The following is a 23,085-nucleotide window of genomic DNA, read 5'->3' on the forward strand; positions in this document are numbered from 1 at the left end:
TAGTTAATGACCGATACTGTTGTGTCTTCCGCCTCCAAAGAGGTAATTATTGGTTTTGACCGGCCATTTGTAATCATTGGGGAGCGGATCAATCCAACGGGTCGGAAGTTGCTAGCTGAGGAAATGAAACAGGGTGACTATAGCCGTGTTCAATCTGATGCTTTGGCACAGGTGGCTGCTGGTGCCCAAATGCTGGATGTGAACGCTGGTATCCCACTGGCGGATGAGCCTAAAATGCTGGCGGAGGTTGTCCAGCTGGTTCAATCACTAACCGATGTTCCCCTGTCCATTGATAGTTCGATTGTTGCAGCACTGGAATCCGGTTTGTCAGTATATCAGGGTAAGGCGCTGGTGAATTCCGTCACAGGAGAAGAGGAACGTCTGGAGACGGTTTTACCACTTGTGAAAAAATACGGTGCCGCTGTTGTTGCTATTTCCAATGATGAAACTGGTATTTCTGAGGACCCAAATGTGAGGTTTGAGGTTGCCAAGAAAATTGTTGAACGCGCGCAAGATTATGGCATCCCGGCATCTGACGTTGTAGTTGATCCCTTGGTTATGCCGGTAGGAGCAATTAATGACGCAGGTGTTCAGGTACTTCGCTTGATCCGCAGATTGCGTGAGGAGTTGAAGGTTAATACGACCTGCGGTGCGTCCAACTTTAGTTTTGGACTGCCTAACCGTCATGGAATGAACGCGTCCTTTCTCTCCATGGCGATTGGCGCTGGAATGACTTCTGCTATTACCAATCCGCTGCATGAGCCTGAAATGCAGGCCGTCATGGGTGCAAATGTCGTTATGGGCGCTGATCCAAATTGTGTAAACTGGATTCAGAAATTCAGGGAGCCGGTAGCCGAAGGTGAGGGCGGTGGTCGTCGGGCCGGCCGGAGACGGCGTCGGGGATAATCCGCGATGAGTGGGGATCAAAAACATCAGGTCGTATTTTTGCCCTCCGGTAAGCGAGGGTATTTCGACTCTGGGACGCCATTGTTAGAGGCAGGGCGAAGCCTTGGGGTTGATATCGATAGCGTCTGCGGCGGACGCGGTATTTGTGGGCGATGTCAGGTAGATATTGTCGAAGGTCAGTTTGATAAGTTTGGGATCAAGAGCGCAGCAAGTGCACTTACCCCTATCTCAGAGAATGAAAAACGTTTTGACCAGCGACGCGGTTTGAAGCCAGGTCGTCGCTTGAGCTGTCACACGCGTATTCTGGAAGATGTCGTAATCGACGTACCTTCCACCAGTCAGGTGCACCGCCAGGTCATTGTCAAGACAGCGGATGATCGCAAAATCGAAATGGATCCGGCGATCCGCTTGCATTATGTCAGTGTTGAAGAGCCGGACATGCATAACCCCACCGGTGATTTTGAGCGCCTTTCTGCTGCCTTGAAAGACCAATGGGGACTGGGTGATCTGGAGTGTGATTTGCGCACCCTTCAAAAACTGCAAAAATGTCTGCGAGAAGGGGACTGGAAAGTTACAGTTGCTATTCACCGCGAACTCAGGATTACAGAAATTTGGCCTGGTTTTCATGACAAGGCTTACGGGATTGCAGTTGATGTAGGATCGACGACTATTGCTTTGCATTTATGCGATTTATCTGCTGGAGCCGTCGTGGCGTCAGCTGGGATGATGAACCCGCAAATCCGTTATGGTGAGGATCTAATGAGCCGGGTTTCCTATGTGATGATGAACCCGGGGGGAGATGAAGCCCTTACCCAAACTGTACGTCAGGGTATTAATGAACTCTTGGCGGATGTCTGCGATCAAGCTGATGTAAACCCTGATACTATTTTGAACGGGGTAATGGTTGGAAACCCCATTATGCATCACCTTTTACTTGGGATTGATCCAACCGAACTTGGCGGTGCGCCCTTTGCTCTTTCAACAAACTCAGGATTGACATTGTGGGCGAGTGAGATTGATCTCAATAGCAATCCCGATGGCCGTGTCTATTTCTTACCTTGTATTGCGGGACATGTTGGTGCGGATACAACAGCGGTTATTTTATCTGAAGCACCCCATCTGCAGGAAAAAATTACATTGATAGTCGATGTAGGGACTAATGCGGAATTGGTGCTAGGAAACCGGGATAAGCTATTGGCAGCTTCATCTCCGACAGGACCCGCATTTGAAGGCGCTCAAATTGCGTGCGGTCAACGAGCAACAGCGGGTGCTATTGAACGGGTGCGAATTGATCCCGTCACAAAGATTGCAAGATTTAAAGTGATCGGATCTGATCTTTGGTCCGATGAAGAGGGGTTTGAAGAGGAAACCCGGCTATCAGGGGTTACGGGGATCTGCGGATCGGGAATTATTGAGGCACTGGCGGAAATGTATCTGGCTGGGATCCTCACCGAAGACGGCATTATTGATGGGCGCCACGCAGGAACCTGCTCACTCATTGAACCTGTTGATAGAACATTTGCTTATGTTCTTGTCCCAAATCAGCAGAATCCAATCCGGATTTATCAAACGGATGTTCGGGCTATTCAGCTGGCAAAGGCCGCCTTATATGCCGGAGCGAAGCTTTTGATGGACCGGTTAGGTGTAACAGAAGTCGATCGGGTGTTACTGACTGGTGCGTTCGGAAGTCATATTGATACACGTTATGCCATGATACTTGGCATGATCCCAGATTGCGATTTGGAGGAGGTAAAGGCGGTCGGCAATGCTGCAGGGAACGGCGCCCGAATTGCACTGCTTAATCAAACAGCAAGGGATGAGGCAGAGCAGCTTGTTCGGCGTGTTGAAAAGGTCGAAACAGCTGTTGAACCAGCATTTCAGCAATATTTTGTGGATGCGATGGCTCTGCCTCACAAACGGGATCCGTTTCCTCATTTGAGGAAGGTGATGGCTTTGCCAGAGCCCGCTCCAAAAGCGTCAGATGATCCAGCTGGCGGACGCCGAAGACGTCGAAACCGACGTAGTCAATCGCTAACTGGCTAACTGGCTGTTTTAACTTTGATCCGACGTTCCTCACTTGGGGTATGGCCAAAATGCTCCCGATGGCACTTAGAAAAGTGTGAGGCTGAGACGAAGCCACAGGCCAAAGCGACTTCAATGATAGGCAGGCTGGTCTGAGCGAGCAGGTAACGAGCTCGGTCCAGCCGAAGTTTCAGATAATAGCGGGTCGGTGAGTGATTGAGGTATTTCTGGAATAATCTCTCCAGTTGGCGAATGGAAAGGCCTACCTCTTTTGCAAGCTCTCCGCAACTATAGGGTTCTTCAAGATTGCTTTCCATGCAGGTGATGGCGGCCAGCAATTTCGGATGGGCAATTCCAAGACGTGCCCGCAGTTCCATACGCTGGCGTTCACTACCTTCACGGATCCGGTGGTGGATGAGTTGATCGGCAACGCCGAGTGCAACATCTTCACCATTATGAGCGGTTATGAGACTGAGGAACATATCTAATGACGCCGTTCCCCCAGCGCAGGTCATCCTGTTTCGATCAATCTCAAAAAGCTCACTCGTAATGTCGAGATCCGGAAAATCTTCTTTAATGCCTGACGTATTTTCCCAGTGGATCGTGCATCTATATCCGTCCAGTAGCCCTGCCTTTGCGAGGATATAGGTTCCCGTACAAATTGATCCCACGTCCGCCCCGTAAGAGACTGCTTTTCGCAAGGCCGATTTCAACTCTGCTGTACAGTAATCACCTACGTTTAGGCCACCACAAATAATCAAGCAGTCGTGTTTTGTAATGTCAGATATGCTGCCGGAAACGGGGAATTCTAAGCCTGCGCTGCTAACTGCAGATTGCCCATCCAGAGAATAAAATTTCCAGCTGTATATTTTGCTGTCTAATTGCCTGTTGGTTAGGCGCAACGGCTCAATCGCTGAAATAAACGCTAAAGAGGAAAACTCCGGTATTAAGACAAAGCCAATCGTGTATTTAGCTTCTTCGGAATCGCTCACATTATTGTTGCTGTGAGGACCCCCAGCAAATTCCATCAACATGGATGAAACGCTACTGTAACAATTCTATTTCAGCAACAAATTTTTGCAGCCTATTTCAACTAGAATAAACCGATGATTTGTCCATTTTCGTCGATACCAATCTTATCTGCTGCAGGAACTCTTGGAAGCCCTGGCATTGTCATAATATCACCGCACACGATCACAATAAATTCAGCGCCATTTGAAATGCGAGCTTCCCGGATTTGGACAGTATGTCCTGTCGGAGCTCCCTTTAAAGCAGGGTCAGTAGAAAAACTATACTGAGTTTTGGCTATGCAGATGGGGTAGTGACCAAACCCGTTATCCTGCATCTCCTTAATTTGTCCCATAACCTTTTGATCTGCTACGATGTCATCAGCCCGGTACAGCTCAGTTGCGACGGTTTTAATTTTATCCCAAAGAGGAACATCATCCTGGTATATAAGGGAGATGGGTTTTGCTGGTTCATTGAGTTGTTCCGCAACGGCCATTGCCAGCTCTTCTGCGCCGGCACCCCCATTGCCCCAATGGTCAGACATAACTGCTCGCACACCAAGTTCACCACAAATCTGTTGCAGTGCCTCAATCTCTGCATCGGTGTCTGAGGAAAATTTATTTACAGCCACAATAACGGAAAGATTAAACTTCTTGAGGTTTTCAATATGCCTAACCAGATTTTGGGCGCCAGTTTCAACCGCAGACACATTTTCAGTGCCTAAGTCTTCTTTTGCTACGCCACCATGCATTTTTAAAGCGCGGATGGTTGCAACAACGACTGCTACTTCGGGGTTAAGCCCTGCTTTTCGGCACTTGATGTCGAGAAACTTTTCGGCTCCCAGGTCAGCACCAAAACCTGCTTCAGTAACGACATAATCCGCGAGCTTCAAAGCCGTTTTGGTTGCTAAGACCGAGTTGCAGCCATGAGCAATATTGGCAAACGGGCCGCCGTGAATAAAGGCAGGGTTATTTTCCAGAGTTTGGACCAGATTGGGTTGGAAAGCATCTTTCAGGAGTGCAGTCATAGCCCCTTGAGCATTTAGGTCGCGCGCATAAACTGGTTGTTTCTCACGAGTGTATCCTACAATGATGTTGCCAAGCCGCGCCTCCAGGTCTTTCAGGTCAGTTGCCAGGCAGAAAATTGCCATAACTTCAGAGGCTACCGTAATGTCAAAATGATCTTCACGGGGGAAGCCATTGGAAACACCACCCATTGAATTTACGATGTAACGTAATGCACGGTCATTCATATCAACGACACGGCGCCAACTAATCCGACGCTCATCAATACCGAGTGAGTTGCCCCAATAGATGTGATTGTCAATCATAGCTGCCAGCAGATTGTTAGCGACACCGATAGCATGAAAATCACCGGTGAAATGTAAGTTGATATCGGTCATTGGAACCACTTGTGCGTATCCGCCGCCTGCAGCTCCCCCCTTCATTCCAAAGCAGGGGCCCAGTGATGGCTCCCGCAGGCAGATCATGGTTTTCTTTCCGATGCGATTAAGTGCGTCACCAAGACCGACAGTTGTTGTAGTTTTCCCTTCGCCGGCGGGGGTTGGTGTCATAGCTGTAACCAGAATGAGTTTTCCGTCAGGTCGATCTTGCAGCTTATTGATATAGTCGAGAGAGACTTTGGCCTTGTAATGGCCATATGGTTCCAGATTTTCAGCCTCAATCCCCAAACGATCTTCTGCAATTTTCAGGATCTTTTCCATATTTGCAGCATTTGCGATTTCAATATCACTTTTTGGGTTCAAGTGTTGATCGGTCATAAAATAAGGCCTCATTTAGTGGCGGAACTTATCCCTTGGATCAGGATAGATTATAAAACTGTAATTTACGTATTTTGGGTTTGCGGATGGCTTGGAGGCTGTTCGCGATGCGACACTAAATCTTCTGGCTCCGTATTCTCAAGAAAAATTTTACGCGCAAAATTTGGAATGTCGTTTTTAATTCATTAGATGACAGTTTGGAGCCGAAAATTCGGATCACTCCATGGCAGTCTCAGACAAAGCATGTTAGGTTGCTCCGTATAAACAGGGATTTAGTCGAGAAGGGGTCGATGAGCAAATACTCCATATTCACCATTGCCCGAAATGCGCTCAGTCATCATAAAAATTGGCCACGTCAATGGCGTAGTCCTGAGCCTCAGAAGGAATATGATGTCATCATTGTTGGCGGCGGAGGACATGGTCTCGCTACAGCATATTATCTGGCAAAAGAACATGGCCTGACCAATGTGGCCGTTTTGGAAAAAGGATGGCTTGGTGGCGGGAATACGGCGCGAAATACCACCATTGTCCGTTCAAACTACCTGTGGGATGAAAGTGCCGCTATTTACGAGAAGTCGCTGCAGCTTTGGGAAGGCCTCTCTCAAGACATCAATTATAATGTAATGTTGAGCCAGCGCGGGGTCTTGAACCTCGCTCATAGCCTATCGGATGTGCGTGAAGGCGTCCGGCGTGTCAATGCAAACCGGTTAAATGGGGTTGATGCAGAATGGCTTGATGCTGAGGGGGTAAAGGAGTTTTGCCCAATCATAAATATTTCCAACAAAGCGCGCCATCCGGTACTTGGGGCTACTTTGCAAAGACGGGGCGGTGTTGCCCGGCATGATAGCGTAGCTTGGGGTTTTGCTAGGGCGGCAGATGCCTGTGGTGTTGATATTATTCAAAATTGCGAAGTGACGGGTATTCGCCGGGAAGGTTCTAAAGTTGTAGGGGTTGAAACAACTAAAGGATTTATTGGGGCGAAGAAAGTCGGTCTTGTAGCCGCTGGTCACAGCTCAACGCTTGCTGCGATGGCTGATGTTCGGTTGCCAATTGACAGTCACCCTCTTCAGGCTTTGGTCTCAGAACCCATTAAGCCCGTGATTGATTGCGTTGTGATGTCAGGCGCTGTTCATGTTTATGTCAGTCAGTCTGATAAGGGGGAGCTGGTTATGGGGGCGGGGATTGACGCCTTTAACTCCTACGGTCAGCGAGGTAGTTTTCAGGTGATCGAGCATCAACTCGGCGCTTGTCTTGAGCTTTTCCCAATTTTCAGCCGCGTTCGCATGATGCGAAGCTGGGGCGGTATTGTGGATACTTGCCCCGATGCCTCACCCATCATCGGGAAAACTCCGGTTGAGGGGCTATACATCAATGCGGGTTGGGGCACTGGCGGCTTCAAGGCGACACCCGGCTCAGGCTGGTGCTTTGCACATACCTTAGCCAACGAAAATCCTCATCCGCTTAACGCGCCTTTCAGCCTTGAACGGTTTACAACAGGCGCCTTGATTGACGAACATGGCGCTGCAGGCGTCGCCCATTAATAGGAGGCTTTGATGTTATTGATCCCTTGCCCCTGGTGTGGCGACCGGCATGAAACAGAATTTCGCTACGGTGGAGAGGCCCATATTGCCAGGCCCGAAAAACCGGCTGATCTCAGTGATACAGAATGGGGAGATTTCCTGTTTATGCGAACAAACACAAAAGGTGTGTTTGCGGAACGCTGGTATCATTCTCACGGATGCCGCCAGTGGTTTAATGTGCTTCGCCATACAGTTAGCCATGAAATTCTCGCTGTTTACAAAATGGGTGAAAAAAGACCTCAGCTTAAAAAGACGGAGGCAAACTCATGAGCGCAGAGTTTCGTCAAGAAGGCGGCATTGCCCTTAATCGAGAAAAAGTTATCTCCTTCACGTTTAACGGGGTGGCCTATCAAGGGTATGAAGGCGATACACTGGCGTCCGCTCTGATGGCAAATGGGGTGCATTTTATTGGGCGCAGTTTCAAGTATCATCGTCCTCGCGGGATTGTAGCCGCGGGTGCTGAAGATCCTCATACTCTTGTCCAATTGGAAGAGGGCAGTCATACACAGCCAAACCTAAGGGCGACGCAAGTTGAACTTTATGATGGACTTAAGGCAAGTAGCGTAAATGTTTGGCCAGGCTTGGAAAATGACATCAGTGCGATAAATGGTCATTTTGCAAAAATCATGACGGCGGGCTTTTATAATAAGACCTTTATGTGGCCGAAATCCTTCTGGATGAAACTGTATGAGCCCATCATTCGGCGGGCCGCAGGATGGGGAAAAGCGCCGACCAGCAGTGACCCAGATATCTATGATCAGATGCATGATCATCCGGATGTCTTGGTTGTGGGTGCCGGGCCTGCAGGATTGACCGCAGCTTTGACGGCAGCAAAAGCAGGGGCCAGGGTCGTACTGGTCGATGAGAACCCTGCAGTAGGCGGTAGTCTCCGTCATATGGATCGGATGATTGATGGGGTGCCATCAAGTGAGTGGATCCAGAATATGCGTGAAGAGCTATTAGCCCATCCAGAGGTAAAGATTCTGACGCGGACGACGCTTTTTGGGTATTACGATCACAATTACCTGGTAGCTGTGGAGCAAAAAACAGATCATCTGCCCGTAAATATGAGAGCGGGAAAGCCTCGACAACGGGTTTGGCATTTCAGGGCCAAGCAAGTAGTTCTTGCAACCGGTGCGCATGAAAGGCCTTTGGTCTTTGCTGATAACGATCGGCCGGGGATTATGCTAGCTGGAAGCGTACAGGCTTACTTGAAACGATATGGTGTTCTCCCCGGGCGGAAAGCTGTTTTCTTCACCAATAACGATAGTGCCTATGAGCCAGCAACGCTGCTGAAGCAAGCAGGAACCAACTCTGTGACGGTTATTGATGTTCGAAAATGCAGCGGCAGCGAGTTGGTCAAAAAGGCGCGGGACGCTGGGGTGGAAGTTCTTGAAGGGTATGCCATCGTTGCGACTGCCGGTAAGAAACGGGTTTCATCCGTGACTGTGAAAGCTTTTGATGTGGAAACCGGCAACCTGTCAGGATCAACGAAACAAATCTCCTGTGATTTAGTCGCTATGTCAGGGGGGTGGAGCCCAGTTGTTCATCTCTTTAGTCAGTCGCAAGGAAAACTTTCCTATGACGAAAAGCGGCTTTGTTTTGTGCCGCATAAAGTTGTTCAAAATCAACATCTTGCAGGCTCTTGTGTCGGTGACTTTTCAACGTCAGAATGTATTGCAAACGGATATCATGCTGGCCGGGCAGCCGTTTCCGAGGCAGGTTTTGAAGTTGATGAGATCCATGATATTCCGTCAGTTGAGGAACCCTCCTTTGGAGATGCGGTTGCCTGCTGGTTGGTGCCTGGTAAATCAAGCATAGGTGTAGGAAAGGCCAAGCATTTCGTTGATTTTCAAAATGACACGGCTGCTTCAGACATCTACCTTGCCATTCGGGAGGGGTTTGAGAGTTCTGAGCATGTTAAGCGCTACACATTAACGGGCTTTGGAACTGATCAAGGAAAAACTTCAAATATCAATGCACTAGGTATCATATCTAATATTTTAAATAAGCCATTGGGTGATGTTGGAACAACCACGTTTAGGCCGCCTTACACGCCTGTTGCCTATGGTGCCCTTGCAGGTCGGAACTTGAAAGAATGGTCAGATCCTATTCGAGTGACTGCCATTCATGATTGGCACGTTCAGCATGGCGCCTTGTTTGAAAATGTCGGTCAATGGCATCGCCCCTGGTATTACCCTCAAGACGGGGAGAGTATGCAGGACAGCTTGAACCGGGAATGTCTCGCAGTTCGAAATGGCGTTGGCGTACTGGATGCATCGACACTTGGCAAGATTGATATTAAAGGCCCGGACGCTGCAGAATTCTTGAACCGGATTTATACGAACAGTTGGTCCAAACTTGGTGTTGGTCGGGTTCGTTATGGTTTGATGTGTCATGAAGACGGTATGGTTTTTGATGACGGCACAACAGCGCGTCTGGCAGATGATCATTTCCTAATGACAACAACGACAGGGAATGCTGCCGTCGTCCTGGATTGGCTGGAAGAATACTTGCAAACTGAGTGGCCTGAACTCGATGTTTACTGCACTTCAGTGACTGAGCAATGGGCCACGGTTTCTATTGCGGGACCGAAAGCGCGCAAGCTTTTGAAGAAATTGACGCCTGATCTGGATTTATCGCCAGAAGACTTTCCGTTTATGTCCTTTAAGGAAACCGAGATTGATGGCATTCCAGCGAGGGTTTTCCGGATCAGTTTTACTGGAGAGCTCTCCTTTGAGATTAATGTTCCCTGGCATGCTGGCCGTAAAATGTGGGATTTGGTCATGGATGCCGGCGAAGAATATGGGATAACGCCCTATGGCACAGAGACTATGCATATCCTTCGGGCTGAGAAGGGTTTCATCATTGTTGGGCAGGAAACGGATATGACAATGACACCCTATGATTTGGGCATGTCATGGATTGTTTCCAAACTCAAAGATGACTTTATCGGAAAACGCTCCTATTCCCGTTCAGATACGGCCCGAAAAGATCGTAAGCAACTGGTTGGGTTGTTGACCGAAAATCCGCATGATGTCCTGCCTGAAGGTGCGCAGCTTGTTTTCGATCCCTATGTTCCCAAGCCCATGCCCATGGTTGGTCATGTGACTTCCAGCTATTACAGCGCAACATTAGGACGTTCAATTGCTTTGGCCGTTGTCAGAGGCGGGCATGAGAAAGAAGGGGAGTTGGTCTTTGCGCCACTTGAAAATACAACGATAGCGGCGAAGATTGTATCCCCTGTATTTTATGACCCGGAAGGAGAGAAGCAAGATGGCGAGGTTTGATCATTGGATCTCCCCTCTGGGAGATTTGGAAAAACAACTTCCTAAAAATCTGAAGTGTTTATCTTTTCGGGATCAATGGAATGTGCGATGTCAGGCTGATACAAAAATCTTCTCGGAGATGGGAAAAGCCTTTGTTGGCGAGGATTTGCCACAGCAACCGAACAGGGTAATTGAAAGCGAGGCTGGAGTGAAAGCGATTTGGCTATCTCCAGATGAGTGGTTAATCGTCAGTGAAAGTGATTTGCAAGAAACTGTTAGCAAGTTATTGAAAAAAAGAACAAAAGAGGTTTTTTCAATCGTAGATCTCAGTGCTAACAGAATTATTTTTGAACTTACTGGTCCGGATTGTCGGAACATATTGGCCAAAAGTTCTGAACTTGATTTTCATGATCGTAGTTTCGGAATAGGAAACTCCGCTCAAACCTTGCTGGCAAAGTCGCAAGCTTTGGTCGAGCGGACAGACGCAGATTGCTATCATATCTACGTGCGGAACTCTTTCTCCCGCTATGTCGCAGAATGGCTCTGTGATGCAATGGCGGAATTCAGTTGAAACCTATACAGCCATGGCAGGGGTCGCTGGGCGATCTTTGGATTTCAGGAGAATGAATGTCATGATCCCGATATTCACAAAGTTCCATGCAACGCCGTTCAGGAATGCAGCATCATAGGAAAGGGTCAGATCGAAGATTAGGCCCGATAACCATCCGCCCAGTGCCATCCCCACAACAGTTGCAAATACGATCAAACCTACCCGTTGCCCGGCTTGCTCAGCCGGAAGATACTCGCGGACGATTATTGCGTAAGAAGGTACAATTCCGCCCTGAGACAAACCAAAGACAAGTGAAACGATGTATAGTGACACAAGTCCATCAAACGGCATGTATAGAAACAGGGCAATGCACTGGAGGATAGAGCCGAGTAGTAGGGTTCGAATGCCACCGATATAATCTGCCAGAATGCCAGAGCATAGCCGGCTTAAAATGCCACCAGCGAGCATAAGAGAGAGCATCTCAGCGCCTCTGGCAATGCCATATCCGAGATCAGCGCAGTAGGCAACGATATGAACCTGGGGCATGGACATGGCAACGCAGCAGGATATGCCTGCAACAATCAGTAGGAACTGAAGTGTTGAAGGTGACAAGTTGGTGATTTTTCGAGGTCCCTTGTTTTGCGGCGTTGGTGAGTTTTCCAATGAAATCTTCAGAGTTGGTCTTTTTTTTCTGAGTAAGAAGGCCAATGGAAGCATGGTGACAAGGAGGATCAAGGCAATCGTAATTTGCGCCGTCCGCCATCCCTCGGTTTCGAGTATGTTCTTTAGGAAGAGGGGCCACAAGGTTCCCGCAAAATAATTCCCGCTAGCTGCCGCTGCGATGGCAATGCCAAGTCTCTTGTCAAACCAGTGGGAAATGTCGGACATTAAAGGACCGAAACAGGCACCGGTTCCAAGGCCTACCAACACTCCCTGTAAAATGGCGAACTGCCAGATATTGGTGACCAGGGTCGTCAGGAAAAAGCCGCTGACGAGCAGCACAATGGATCCAACCATTGGAATGAAAATGCCAAAGCGATCCACAAGTCGACCAACAATGATATTCCCAAGACCAAACCCAATCATAATCGCCGTAAAGGGCAGGGAGGCTGAAGCTCGATCAGAATTGAATTCTTCCTCGATCAAGGGAAGAACGACAATAATTGACCACATGCCCACATTGCCAAGCGTGGCAATAAGCATACAGACAGTCAGTCGAAACCAGGAATAGGAACTGTCAAGGAAAGTCGAGCTTTCTTCCGGAGCCGTTGCCGGTCCGTTAGAGGATGGTGTTGTCATGGAAACTATCCAGAAATGGGGATCGAAAGATACTGGTACGCCGAGCAACAATAAGACAATCAGTTTAAGATCGTCAATTCTATTAAACCTCCCATTACGGCGGGTAAGAGAGGTTTATCAGGCAGTTTCCCGCTTCAAGAGGTCGAAATAGAGCTGACGGATTTTCTTGGTTATCGGACCTGCTTCACCTGTTCCAATTAGACGGCCATCAATTTCCCTTACAGGTGTCTGAGCGCCAAATGTCCCTGTTAAGAAAGCCTCATCAGCGTCGTAAGTGTCGACGAGGGAATAGTTTCTTTCAAAGACCGGTATTTGGTTTTCACGGCAAAGCTCTATCACTTTTTTTCGCGTGATCCCGTTCATGCAATAGTCGCCAGTCGATGTCCAGACCTCTCCCTTTTTCACGATAAAGAAATTGCAGCCATTTGTCGTGTTTACAAAGCCATGGGGATCAAGCATCAGTGCCTCGTCCGCACCCGCTTTTTGGGCGTGGATACCAGCAAGGATACAATTCAGTTTTGAATGCGAGTTCAGCTTGGGGTCTTGGGAAATTGGAAGACCACGCACGATTGGAACCGTATGGAGCTTAATACCTTGATCCATAAGTGCCGAAGCAGGCTTGGAATGCTCCATAATGATGACGATAGTTGGTCCAGAGGTGCTCAGTCTTGGATCTTGAAAGGGTTTATCCTTAATCCCTCTGGTGACCATTAGGCGTGCATGCACGTTACTTGTCATATTATTGGCAGCGGCGGTTTTGTTCAGGGCGTCTACAAAACCGGACCGGTCCAGCTGTAAATCCATATCTATGGCCTTGGCAGCCCCAAAAAGACGATCCAGATGTTCTTCAATAAAGGCCCATTTCCCATCATAAAGGCGGATCCCCTCCCAAATGCCATCCCCCAACATAAAGCCGCTATCGTAAACTGAAATCATTGCATTCTCTTTCGCTACAATGTCTCCGTTCACATAAATTTTGAGATTATCGTTGCGATCATCGATTTCAGCGGCATGTGTTGAATGGTGGTTTATGTTTGTCATTTAGGGCTCTATTAAACTTTTTAGATTATATTTTACGATCATAGCCTTAACACTAACTTCGGTCTCAATGAAAAGTTTTTAAGTTTAAAAAAAATGATAAAAATTTATAGATTTGATTCGGAAGAAATGTTGGTAATTGCCTAGAGTTATTAGATAAAATTTTATAAATTATTGATTGAAATCAATCAATAATTTATAAAATTTGTTAATACTAAACACATATATATGTAATTCGGCCTATACGGTTTTGGAGGGTGAAGCCCGTTCATCCTTTCTGATTAGTGGAAAATGACACTTATCAAGAAAACTTATGAGACAAGCTTAATGAGTTGTGAATAGTATTCTGCCTTCACAAATAGTTTACCCAACTGTAAGCTTGTATTTGGATCGGAATTTGTAGCTATGCGTACCCTGATCATTGACGATTATGAAATTTGTAGAAGCGGTATTCGAAGTATTCTGGAGGAAACCTTCGATAATTGCATTGTCTGTGAAGCAGATAAAGTCGAAGGCGCTATGAATTGCCTTCGGGGGCACGGCGCTGATCTCGTCATCTTGGCCATTAATGAGTCTCGAGATAAAGACCGAGACATTATACCAACATTCTTTAGAGAAGCTGGGGAAGTTCCAATAATTGCATTTGGTAAAACAAATGACCGATTTTTGAGGGAATGTTTGAAAAGTCAGCAATTTAAAGGGGTTATAAACCGAAGTGATCGGCGTGATATCGTGACGGCAGCTATTCGCCTTGTGCTGGCCGGAGGGCAGTATTTCCCACCTGATATGCATACACAAGCCACTGTTGAAATGGAAACATCTGTTTCTTCTGAACTCGACGAATATGGTAATCTGAGCCGGCTAACCAAACGTCAACGTCAGGTTCTGAGGGCTATATCGCAAGGTAAATCCAACAAGCTGATAGCTGAAGAGCTGGGGATTTCACCTGGGACGGTCAAAGTTCATGTATCTAACCTGATGAAGGATCTTAATGCAAAGAACCGAACTCAGGCGGTGGCAATTGCGAATAATCTTGAAATTCTCTAAGCAGTTGCACAATACGATGGCCTCTGAGCCTGATACATAATACGTAAAAGATCCAAAAAACCCAGAAAATATTTACTTTTCAGGTATATGACCTTTAGATTATGCTCCTAAGAGAAGATGCTTGGGTTAATTAATCTACACTGGTATTAGGAAAAGTAGATGAGCGCTTGCCTGTACTTATTTGGTGGTTTCAGATTGGAGTTGATCCCTGGAAAAGGGGTGGCGCCTCTACGTGACAAGACCCAGGCCTTGATCGCCTACATAGCTTTATCAAAAAATGGTGTTGTCACGCGACAGCAGGCCGCCACACTTCTTTGGGAGGGTGGAAAAGATCCGTTTGCCAGCTTGCGTCAAACAGTTAAAGAAATCCGAGCACTGGAAGAGTTGTATGGAACTTCAATCTTTCAGGCTGATACGCAATATCTTTCATTGGACTTGAACAGGCTTTGGGTTGATGCGCGCATTGCATCCCAACTCTCAAAGGATTTTGAGAGAACGAAAGCGGATGAGTTGGTGAGATGCGATCTCGGGCCACTACTTGATAAATGTTCAGTCACGGGAGAAGCGTTTGAAGAGTGGTATTGGGCTGAAAGAGAAAAGAGACAGAATGAGCTCCTTCAAACTCTAGAAACCTATCTTCAAAGTTTAACGCTAAAAGCAGCACCGGCAGGAGAGCAAAGAAAGCTTGCCCACGCCATACTCAGTGTCGACCAGACGAATGAGCGAGCCTACCGTATTTTGATGAAGTCTTTCTATGAAGAGGGAGATCGGGCGACTGCGCTTAAATACTATGAGACCTGTGTATCTGTTCTAGAAAGAGAACTGGATGTGTTGCCTTCTGAAGAGACAGAGTCACTTGCTTCAGATATTCAAGATAACAGACCACTTTCGGGTCCAATGACAGTCGTAAGAGAGGGTGGTTTTGAACTTGTTCTTGAAAATCAGTCGAAACCAATAGTTCAGGTTCTCGATTTTTCGACAGGCATAAACGATCAGGTGCTTGATTTTGTCTCCCAAACTTTCAAAGCCGACATTTGTGAGCAGCTTTCTCGAAACGAGCGGTTTTCTGTACGCGATTTGCCAGCGCTCCCCCGAGATCTGGATGGGGTAGAGAAGCTTCCAGATTATACGGTGAGAGCAAATATTCTTAGTGTTGGTGAGCAGTTAAGTATTCTGCTGCAGCTTGTCGATGACAAGACAGGGGATATTCTCTGGATGAAGAGGATCACGCCCGAAATGTCTAGCTTACTGCAGGGTAAGAATGAGCAGGCGCTTTTAGCCGCTGTAGAAATCTACAGAATGATTGAGCTGAAAGAGACCGATCGGGCAATGAAGGCAGAAGAAAGCCATTTGACAGCAAGACAATGCCTTTTGCGGGCTGTCGCTATCATGTTCAGGTTTTCAAAAGACGCAGTGGAGGAGGCTGAGCGCTATCTACTTCGTGCTCTTACTCAATCTCCAGGATATCCGGAGGCTTTAGCTTGGCTAGCGTTTTTACGATCTATCGAGTTGGGGCAGGGATACAGTACAAATCCGGAGGCAACCAAAGACGAAACTGGAGAGTTGGTTCGAAGGTCAATTGAACTTAACCCTAGCAATGATATCGCGCTTGCAATTGCGGGTCATTTGGAAGCGTTCGTACATCATGATTTTGAAACTGCCCTTGAATTTTTTGATCGCTCATTGGCGGCAAATCAAAACTGTGCTTATACGTGGGGCTTTAGTGCCATTACCCATTGCTATATAGGAAAGCCGACCGAGGCACTGGATTTATTAAGCCGGTGTCGGCAGATAATGCCATTTGACTCTCATCCCTATTACTTTGATACGGCGAGATGTATCGCGAGTATGCTCTCTGGAAAATATGAAGATGCAGTCCGGATCGGAAGGCAGGTTCTTAGAAATAACCCAAATTTCTATGCTAACTATCGTCCACTTCTTTCCAGTTTGGGACATTTAGGTCGAGTCGAAGAGGCGACACCAGTACTAGAAGAATTTGCAAAACATCAACCTGAATTCTCCATTGACTGGCATCTTAAAAATTATCCACCACTAGAAGCCGAAATTACTGAGCGGTATATACGCGGTTTACGGAAAGCTGGTGTATCAGAAAGCTGAGTTTTCAGCGGTTTATTCAATAAATTTAATTAGATTTTTGTGATTCACGCCTGAGTTCGGCGTAGCACGCTATGTTTATTCACGGATCATATATCGATTGGGGTAATCGGGTTTGTGATTTGGTTAAAGTGTGTTTGGAACAGTGAAGTCAGTATGTCTAGTCGTCCTTTAGGTTCTTTGTATAAAAGTGAAGTCCTCAATAGCAGGCGTCGTTGGTGTGGTTGCCGGACATATGTTTGTCATCACTTTGGGGTAAGCTTTCAAACAACAAACCAATATGATGAACGGAAGGAAGATTTCTTTGACTTGGCTTGTCAGGTACTTTTTACGGAAAAGCCGGAAATCCTTTTGTTGGATAAACAGCGGCGATTAGTTGCTCAAACAAAAATGGATGATATCGTTCTCGAGCAAAATGGAATTTTGTGCTGGGGACGGGAGCGGCGGATCGGTTTTCGGGATGCTGTAAGCCAAAAGTATCTTATTCAGTTCATGACTAATTCTGCCAGGGGGCTTTTGAGGGGCGCAAGCCAGTTGAAATCACGATTTATTCCAACATCAAAAGGTTGGCCTGTTGTGGTTTTGGAGGGCGATGACCAGAAAACAGCTGCAGAACGTTTGAATTGTGATTTATGGGGGCCGGATACAGTTACTTTGCTGATGCGAGGGGAAAGTGGGTTTAACGAAATCCAATCTCGCAAAATGCGCCAAGAAATTGGAATATAAGCTCCTTACGGAAGTAATCACTAAGATTTGAAATGCTGTATCTTGATTGTTAGGGGTAGGATACGGAATTTCGAGAGAGATGAAAATTGTACATGTTCATTCTTGGGGGAATGTTTGGGTCGGACTAGGCATTCCAGAACGGTACATTTTCATGATGTAGGTAAATCATAGCTGGTACACTACATCTAAAGGCCTGCTTCGGCAGGCCTTTTCTTTTTGTCTGCACCTCTATTATTTCATCGACAATTTTCCTTATCCTTAGATAGTATGACTAAAAAAGGGAGGGGCAGATGTCTTCGCGGGAAAATGTCGGGTCATACGATTATATTATTGTTGGAGCAGGATCAGCTGGTTGTGTTCTTGCAAACCGGCTGAGCGAAAACCCAGCAAATAAGGTACTTCTTCTGGAAGCTGGAGGTCGTGACACGTATCCGTGGATCCATATCCCGATTGGTTATCTTTATTGCATGGGCAATCCAAAAACAGATTGGATGATGAAGACTGAGCCTGACGCTGGACTTAATGGTCGAGTGTTGAATTATCCAAGAGGGAAGGTCCTTGGTGGCTGTTCGTCGATCAACGGGATGATTTATATGCGGGGGCAAGCTCGCGATTATGATCAATGGCGGCAACTTGGCAATCAAGGTTGGAGTTGGGACGACGTCAAACCCTATTTTCTGAAATCAGAAAACTATCACCTAGGCAAATCAGAGGATCATGGAAGTGATGGAGAATGGCGCGTTGAGAAACAACGCCTTTCATGGGAAATTCTGGATAGTTTTATCGGTGCTGCTGAGGAAATAGGCATTCCGCCAACCGACGATTTCAATCAGGGAAATAATGAAGGTGTTGGGTATTTTGAGGTTAATCAAAAATCAGGGATCCGTTGGAGTACAGCTAAAGCGTTTTTGAAACCGGTAGAAAAACGACCCAACTTAACGGTAATTACGGGTGCCTTAACGGAGCGGTTGCTGTTGGAGGGCAAGGCTGTCACCGGTGTTGAATTTATGCAAAGCGGTAAGCCGGTTTTTGTAAAAGCTGGAAAGGAAGTCATTCTGGCAGCAGGGGCCGTCAACTCGCCAAAAATTTTGGAGCTATCCGGCATTGGTCAGCCAGATCTATTGAAATCCTTTGGTATTGATCCTGTTCATGAATTGCAGGGTGTGGGGGAAAATCTACAAGATCATTTGCAGATCCGAACAATTTTCAAACTCAAAAACGCTAAAACGCTGAATGAACAGGTGAATAGTCTATTTGGAAAAGCAAAAATCGGATTGCAATATTTGTTATCTCAATCTGGTCCTTTGTCTATGGCCCCCAGTCAGCTTGGCATTTTTGCGAAGAGTGATCCCTCCCTGGAAACACCGGATCTTGAGTATCATGTTCAGCCCCTCAGCACTGATAAGTTAGGTGATCCACTACATCCGTTTCCGGCAGTAACTGTATCAGTTTGTAATTTGCGACCAGAAAGTCGCGGGCATTGTCACTTACAGGGCCTGGATCCTGAATTGCAGCCCAAGCTAACCATGAATTATCTTTCAGCACCGGAAGATAAGAGAATTGCAGCAGAGAGCATTCACCACACGCGACGCTTGATGAAGACAAAGGCCGTTGCCAAATTTGAACCCGAGGAGTTTCTACCAGGGCCAACGGTGGTTGATGAAAAAGACATTGTAAAAGCCGTTGGCAATATCGCGACGACAATCTTTCATCCCGTTGGTACCTGCAAGATGGGGGATGATTCAATGGCAGTTGTGGATAGTAGTTTAAAAGTGCATGGATTGAAGGGGTTACGAGTCGTTGATGCCTCTATCATGCCGACCATAACATCTGGGAATACAAACTCGCCGGTTATCATGATTGCAGAAAAAGCTTCAGAAATGATTTTAGAAGACAATTCATAAATGGTGGGATAACATTAATAAATTATGTTTATCAACAGTATAGAGTTGATAAGCGTCGTCTTTAATGCATGTCCATGTAAATGACAGATTTGTTGTGACTGACCCTACAGAACTTCCACTCGGTGATATAGAATATTTTAGAGCGTTGGCAAAAAATTCTGGTGAGGCCATCACCAAGGAATTAATCGCTAGTGCACCGGATGCAGTGGACAAAGAAAACGCCCACATAAAAGCAGCTCTTGAGGCGGAAGATTCAGGAGCCTTGAAGGCTGCGGCTCATGCGCTGAAAGGGGCCTGTTATTCCATGCAGGCAAAGCGCCTTGCTCATTACGCGAGGGAGCTTGAAATGTCTGCGAATGACATTCAAAATGCGCGTGATAAATCTGAGGAGTTATTCGCCGTCGCGGAACTGACCATTGCCTGGTGGTTAGAGATTTTAGATAAAAAATCTTATCTGCCAGAATAGGCGAAGCTAGCGATATCTCATAATAGGGCTTGATATAGTTACAAATGTAACTTATTTTCGAGCTATAACTATTTTGAGGGTGTGCTGATATGAAAATCCAGAAAATCCATCATGTGGCGTATCGCTGCAAGAATGCCAAGGAAACTGTGGAATGGTATGTGAAGTATCTAAACATGGATTTTATCTTGGCAATTGCAGAGAATGAGGTTCCTTCCACTAAAGCACCGGATCCGTATATGCATGTATTTTTGGATGCAGGTAACGGAAACGTGCTGGCGTTTTTTGAGTTGCCAAATTCACCAGAAATGGGAAGGGATAACAATACTCCTGACTGGGTCCAGCACCTTGCGATGCAAGTTGAGTCTATGGACGAGTTATTGGAAGCCAAGGCCAGGCTTGAAGCTGACGGCATAGAAGTGATCGGCCCGACCAACCACACAATATTTCAATCTATTTACTTCTTTGATCCAAATGGCCATCGCCTTGAACTTGCGACAAATTCCGATACTCCAGACATGAACAAACGTCTGGATGATGTAAAATGGGAGATGTTGGAAGAATGGGATAAAACGAAGAAGGCGCCAAACCATGCAAGATGGATGCATGATGGAACAGTCGAGCCAGATCTTCGTTAAAGCGTGCTATTTTAAAAACGGGGCGGCTAATTCCACAGTTAAGTCGCTATCAATGAGAATAAGGTGGTCGGCCGCCATCCCTGAACTTAAATCTCCAGCAGTTTCGTATCCTATGAAATGGGCGGGTGTTCTGGAACTCATCGCGAGAACGTCTTGTAAGGGAAGCTGCAGAACTTTTACGCAGTAGTGAACAGCGTCAGCAATTGAAATGGCGCTGCCAGCTAGGGTGCCATCTTCGGTTACACACTTCCCATCTTCGACGGATATTCGCTCGCCATAGAGATGGAAAAAATCCTGGTCCGAACCAACGCAGGGCATCGCATCACTAATTAGCATTGCCCTTTCCGGACCTAGCAGTTGCAGGGCGCTTTGCAATGTCGCAGGGTGAATATGATGGCCGTCTGCAATTACACTGCTGAAGCAGTCTTCAAGCTGGAATGCAGCTCCAACAACTCCCGGGTCTCGGGACAAAAAGGGTGGCATGGCGTTAAAGAGATGAGTAAAGCCTCTTAATCCCTGTTCTGCGGCCTTACAGATTTGCTCGTAGGAGGCATTTGTATGACCTGCAGAAACAGTAATTTTGCGTTTCACCAACTGGTCAATAAATTCTGTAGACACTGTCTCTGGTGCCAAGGTAACCAAAACCGAGCCAAGATCATGTTCGTCTAAAATAGAAACAAACTCCTGCTCAGAGGCGTTCATATATTTGGCATCGTGAACGCCTTTGCGATCAGGGTTCAGAAAGGGACCTTCAAAATGAACGCCTAAAATTCCAGGTGTCTTCATCATCAGACTGGTTTCGACCGCATTAGCCATGCAGCGGATCTTTTCCATGTCATCTGTGATGAGCGTCGGCAGTAAAGCAGTTGTGCCGAGTTTTCGGAATGTTTCGGCAACCTTATGGATAGTTTCATGCGTTGGTTTATCGTTAAAGAGGATACCAGCCCCGCCATTGACTTGGATGTCGACAAAGCCGGGAGCCAAGGTTTTTTCTCCAAGATCATAAGGAGCCACATCTTTTGGAAGATTATCCAGAAAACCAGTAGAGATGATGGTGCCATCTTCGACTTCTACATAGGCTTGTTCAGCTAGCTTCCCATTCAGAAAGATCTGGTGACAGGTGAATATCGGCATTTATGTTTTACTCGGCTTCATCTGAAAACTTACCATATCCCAAAATAGATACCGCGTTTATCAGCATTGTCCGTTTTGCTTTCAATCTGATCATAATCGACTGTAAATCGGGTTTTTCGTTTCCGTATCCAGTTTAGGAGTTTTAGTTCAAGTTCGTCACGCACATCGCTGAACTCAGGCGATACACCTAAATCATGAAGCTCTTTAGGATCAGACTGAAGGTCAAAAAGCTGTGGGCGAAAACCATCAAAGGATACATATTTCCACTTTTCGGTCCGGATCATGTAACCTCTGGTTTCATCAGGCTTTAAGTTCAGGGTCAGCCTCGCGCCGCGCCAGGCATAGTCAACTTCGCTTACGGCAAACTCTCGCCAATCATCAGGTTCTTGACCATATAGAAGAGGGAGTAGGGATCGCCCTTCTAGAACATGGGGTTTTGCTTTTCCGCCAAGACTTTCAATAAAAGTCGGAACAAGATCAATAGCTTCAACAAGCTTATCGCAAGTCGTGCCGCGGGTACTATCAGCCGTCTTACTTGGATCGACAATAATCAGTGGGATCCTCACGCTCTCCTCATGGAAGAGTTCTTTTTCGCCTAACCAGTGATCTCCCAGATAGTCTCCATGGTCACTGGTGAGAACGATCAGGGTGTCTTTAAGTTTGTCTTTTTCGTCTAAGAAGGCAATCAGGCGGCCAATATGATCATCAATTTCGCTAATCAGCCCCATGTAAGCAGGAATAACGTGTAAACGTTTTTCCTCATCAGAAAAGTTTTGGCTTTCCTGGTGCTTCATGAATGCATGTACAACCGGGTGCGGGGATACTTTTTCCTGAGAGTTACGATTTGCGGGGATCACATCACTTTTATCATACATGTTATGATAAGGTGCTGGTGCAATATAGGGCCAATGGGGTTTGATGTAACTGAGGTGAAGGCACCAAGGCATATCTCCGAGATCTTCAATGCGTTGCATCGTCCGATCTGTCATATAGGCTGTTTCTGAATGTGCCTTGTCGACAACAGCTGGCAGATGAGCGTTTCGAAGAAACCAACCACTTTGCAGGACACCCTGTTCATCAAGGCCGGAATTGGCCGCTGTATGCCAGGGGTTATCACCTTCATAACCTTTATCATTGAGGTATTTGTTGTATGCCAGATTTGCTGTATTGGCGCCCTCAGGATGCAGTCCATCGTCTCTTTCCCAAGGCTCAAAACCGCATTCTTTGGCAAGAACGCCTGAAATAGAGCTGGGGTCTATTTTTAATCGGTCGATGTTGGCAAGGTCAGCGGTCATATGTGTTTTGCCAACCAGCCCAGTGCTCACGCCTAACTCGCGAAGATGATCGCCGAGCGTGGGTTGTCCTATGTTCAAAGGGACCCCGTTATAGGTTGCACCATGTGTGAACACATAACGGCCTGTATAAAATGACATGCGCGAAGAGCCGCAAACAGGGGCCTGAACATATGCATTTTGAAAATTAACACCGCGAGAGGCTAGTTTGTCGATATTGGGCGTTTTAATCGTTGGATGCCCATTGCAGCCCAGATAATCAAATCGGAGCTGGTCGCACATAATGAAAAGAATATTTTTGACTTCACTCATTG

General features: G+C 46.7%; 18 protein-coding genes. 12 read left to right on the forward strand and 6 right to left on the reverse strand.

The features are described from left to right. The first annotated feature begins 6 nt into the window (after positions 1 to 6). On the forward strand, positions 7 to 906 hold the full coding sequence (locus tag HH301_RS11155; RefSeq protein ID WP_169568981.1) for a methyltetrahydrofolate cobalamin methyltransferase: 900 nt from the start codon (positions 7 to 9) through the stop codon (positions 904 to 906). A 6-nt stretch (positions 907 to 912) separates the two neighbouring features. Next, on the forward strand, positions 913 to 2,949 hold the full coding sequence (locus tag HH301_RS11160) for an ASKHA domain-containing protein (protein WP_169568982.1): 2,037 nt from the start codon (positions 913 to 915) through the stop codon (positions 2,947 to 2,949). Here the strand turns inward: HH301_RS11160 and HH301_RS11165 are convergent. Both HH301_RS11165 and HH301_RS11170 read right to left on the reverse strand, forming a co-directional pair. After that, positions 2,946 to 3,920: a helix-turn-helix domain-containing protein gene (locus HH301_RS11165; RefSeq protein ID WP_206378272.1), complete on the reverse strand. Its 975-nt coding sequence runs from the start codon at positions 3,918 to 3,920 to the stop codon at positions 2,946 to 2,948. The genes HH301_RS11160 and HH301_RS11165 overlap by 4 nt on opposite strands. 101 nt (positions 3,921 to 4,021) lie before the next feature. After that, positions 4,022 to 5,716 (reverse strand): formate--tetrahydrofolate ligase, encoded by a 1,695-nt coding sequence (locus tag HH301_RS11170; protein WP_240969449.1) that lies wholly within the window; start codon positions 5,714 to 5,716, stop codon positions 4,022 to 4,024. 290 nt (positions 5,717 to 6,006) lie between these two features. Here HH301_RS11170 and HH301_RS11175 point away from each other — a divergent pair, with 290 nt between their 5' ends. Genes HH301_RS11175 through HH301_RS11190 form a run of 4 tightly spaced genes read left to right on the forward strand, consistent with a single transcriptional unit; the run spans position 6,007 to position 11,136 of the window. Next, the gene (locus HH301_RS11175) at positions 6,007 to 7,257 is read left to right on the forward strand and encodes a sarcosine oxidase subunit beta family protein (protein ID WP_169568984.1); all 1,251 of its coding nucleotides are present in this window, start codon (positions 6,007 to 6,009) and stop codon (positions 7,255 to 7,257) included. 12 nt (positions 7,258 to 7,269) lie between these two features. Beyond that, positions 7,270 to 7,566, forward strand: coding sequence for a sarcosine oxidase subunit delta (locus HH301_RS11180; RefSeq protein ID WP_169568985.1), 297 nt, complete (start codon positions 7,270 to 7,272; stop codon positions 7,564 to 7,566). After that, a complete protein-coding gene (locus HH301_RS11185) occupies positions 7,563 to 10,586 on the forward strand; it encodes a sarcosine oxidase subunit alpha (protein WP_169568986.1) in 3,024 nt (1,007 codons plus the stop codon). Before HH301_RS11180 ends, HH301_RS11185 begins: the two co-directional genes overlap by 4 nt. Further along, on the forward strand, positions 10,573 to 11,136 hold the full coding sequence (locus HH301_RS11190) for a sarcosine oxidase subunit gamma (protein WP_169568987.1): 564 nt from the start codon (positions 10,573 to 10,575) through the stop codon (positions 11,134 to 11,136). The genes HH301_RS11185 and HH301_RS11190 overlap by 14 nt, the downstream gene beginning before the upstream one ends. Before the next feature lie 3 nt (positions 11,137 to 11,139). On the opposite strand, the gene HH301_RS11195 is transcribed toward HH301_RS11190, so the two are convergent. Then, positions 11,140 to 12,414 (reverse strand): MFS transporter, encoded by a 1,275-nt coding sequence (locus tag HH301_RS11195; protein WP_169568988.1) that lies wholly within the window; start codon positions 12,412 to 12,414, stop codon positions 11,140 to 11,142. Between the two features lie 117 nt (positions 12,415 to 12,531). Then, complete coding sequence (locus HH301_RS11200) at positions 12,532 to 13,455, reverse strand: D-amino acid aminotransferase (RefSeq protein ID WP_169568989.1); 924 nt, start codon at positions 13,453 to 13,455, stop codon at positions 12,532 to 12,534. Positions 13,456 to 13,857: 402 nt separating this feature from the next. Here HH301_RS11200 and HH301_RS17490 point away from each other — a divergent pair, with 402 nt between their 5' ends. From HH301_RS17490 to HH301_RS11230, 6 genes are all read left to right on the forward strand, one after another. After that, on the forward strand, positions 13,858 to 14,499 hold the full coding sequence (locus HH301_RS17490; RefSeq protein ID WP_206378273.1) for a response regulator transcription factor: 642 nt from the start codon (positions 13,858 to 13,860) through the stop codon (positions 14,497 to 14,499). A 159-nt stretch (positions 14,500 to 14,658) separates the two neighbouring features. Next, a complete protein-coding gene (locus HH301_RS11210; RefSeq protein ID WP_169568990.1) occupies positions 14,659 to 16,617 on the forward strand; it encodes an AfsR/SARP family transcriptional regulator in 1,959 nt (652 codons plus the stop codon). Positions 16,618 to 16,770: 153 nt separating this feature from the next. Next, entirely contained in the window at positions 16,771 to 17,340 is a 570-nt protein-coding gene (locus HH301_RS11215) for a hypothetical protein (RefSeq protein WP_169568991.1), read from the forward strand. 290 nt (positions 17,341 to 17,630) lie between these two features. Continuing rightward, positions 17,631 to 19,244, forward strand: coding sequence for a GMC family oxidoreductase (locus HH301_RS11220; protein WP_169568992.1), 1,614 nt, complete (start codon positions 17,631 to 17,633; stop codon positions 19,242 to 19,244). 64 nt (positions 19,245 to 19,308) lie between these two features. After that, positions 19,309 to 19,710, forward strand: coding sequence for an Hpt domain-containing protein (locus HH301_RS11225; protein ID WP_169568993.1), 402 nt, complete (start codon positions 19,309 to 19,311; stop codon positions 19,708 to 19,710). Between the two features lie 89 nt (positions 19,711 to 19,799). Next, on the forward strand, positions 19,800 to 20,345 hold the full coding sequence (locus HH301_RS11230) for a VOC family protein (RefSeq protein ID WP_169568994.1): 546 nt from the start codon (positions 19,800 to 19,802) through the stop codon (positions 20,343 to 20,345). A 6-nt stretch (positions 20,346 to 20,351) separates the two neighbouring features. Here the strand turns inward: HH301_RS11230 and nagA are convergent, their stop codons facing one another. Both nagA and HH301_RS11240 read right to left on the reverse strand, forming a co-directional pair. Then, the gene (gene nagA, locus HH301_RS11235) at positions 20,352 to 21,479 is read right to left on the reverse strand and encodes an N-acetylglucosamine-6-phosphate deacetylase (RefSeq protein WP_169568995.1); all 1,128 of its coding nucleotides are present in this window, start codon (positions 21,477 to 21,479) and stop codon (positions 20,352 to 20,354) included. 29 nt (positions 21,480 to 21,508) lie between these two features. Continuing rightward, the gene (locus HH301_RS11240) at positions 21,509 to 23,083 is read right to left on the reverse strand and encodes an alkaline phosphatase family protein (RefSeq protein WP_169568996.1); all 1,575 of its coding nucleotides are present in this window, start codon (positions 23,081 to 23,083) and stop codon (positions 21,509 to 21,511) included. Positions 23,084 to 23,085: the final 2 nt, after the last annotated feature.

Source organism: Sneathiella limimaris, from assembly GCF_012932565.1.
Taxonomy (GTDB): Bacteria; Pseudomonadota; Alphaproteobacteria; order Sneathiellales; family Sneathiellaceae; genus Sneathiella; species Sneathiella limimaris.

Coding starts and splice junctions, on each gene's coding strand:
- HH301_RS11155 (WP_169568981.1), top strand. CDS start 7: ATGACCGATACTGTTGTGTCTTCCGCCTCCAAAGAGGTAATTATTGGT.
- HH301_RS11160 (WP_169568982.1), top strand. CDS start 913: ATGAGTGGGGATCAAAAACATCAGGTCGTATTTTTGCCCTCCGGTAAG.
- HH301_RS11170 (WP_240969449.1), bottom strand. CDS start 5,716: ATGACCGATCAACACTTGAACCCAAAAAGTGATATTGAAATCGCAAAT.
- HH301_RS11175 (WP_169568984.1), top strand. CDS start 6,007: ATGAGCAAATACTCCATATTCACCATTGCCCGAAATGCGCTCAGTCAT.
- HH301_RS11180 (WP_169568985.1), top strand. CDS start 7,270: ATGTTATTGATCCCTTGCCCCTGGTGTGGCGACCGGCATGAAACAGAA.
- HH301_RS11185 (WP_169568986.1), top strand. CDS start 7,563: ATGAGCGCAGAGTTTCGTCAAGAAGGCGGCATTGCCCTTAATCGAGAA.
- HH301_RS11190 (WP_169568987.1), top strand. CDS start 10,573: ATGGCGAGGTTTGATCATTGGATCTCCCCTCTGGGAGATTTGGAAAAA.
- HH301_RS11195 (WP_169568988.1), bottom strand. CDS start 12,414: ATGACAACACCATCCTCTAACGGACCGGCAACGGCTCCGGAAGAAAGC.
- HH301_RS11200 (WP_169568989.1), bottom strand. CDS start 13,455: ATGACAAACATAAACCACCATTCAACACATGCCGCTGAAATCGATGAT.
- HH301_RS17490 (WP_206378273.1), top strand. CDS start 13,858: ATGCGTACCCTGATCATTGACGATTATGAAATTTGTAGAAGCGGTATT.
- HH301_RS11210 (WP_169568990.1), top strand. CDS start 14,659: ATGAGCGCTTGCCTGTACTTATTTGGTGGTTTCAGATTGGAGTTGATC.
- HH301_RS11215 (WP_169568991.1), top strand. CDS start 16,771: ATGTCTAGTCGTCCTTTAGGTTCTTTGTATAAAAGTGAAGTCCTCAAT.
- HH301_RS11220 (WP_169568992.1), top strand. CDS start 17,631: ATGTCTTCGCGGGAAAATGTCGGGTCATACGATTATATTATTGTTGGA.
- HH301_RS11225 (WP_169568993.1), top strand. CDS start 19,309: ATGCATGTCCATGTAAATGACAGATTTGTTGTGACTGACCCTACAGAA.
- HH301_RS11230 (WP_169568994.1), top strand. CDS start 19,800: ATGAAAATCCAGAAAATCCATCATGTGGCGTATCGCTGCAAGAATGCC.
- nagA (WP_169568995.1), bottom strand. CDS start 21,479: ATGCCGATATTCACCTGTCACCAGATCTTTCTGAATGGGAAGCTAGCT.
- HH301_RS11240 (WP_169568996.1), bottom strand. CDS start 23,083: ATGAGTGAAGTCAAAAATATTCTTTTCATTATGTGCGACCAGCTCCGA.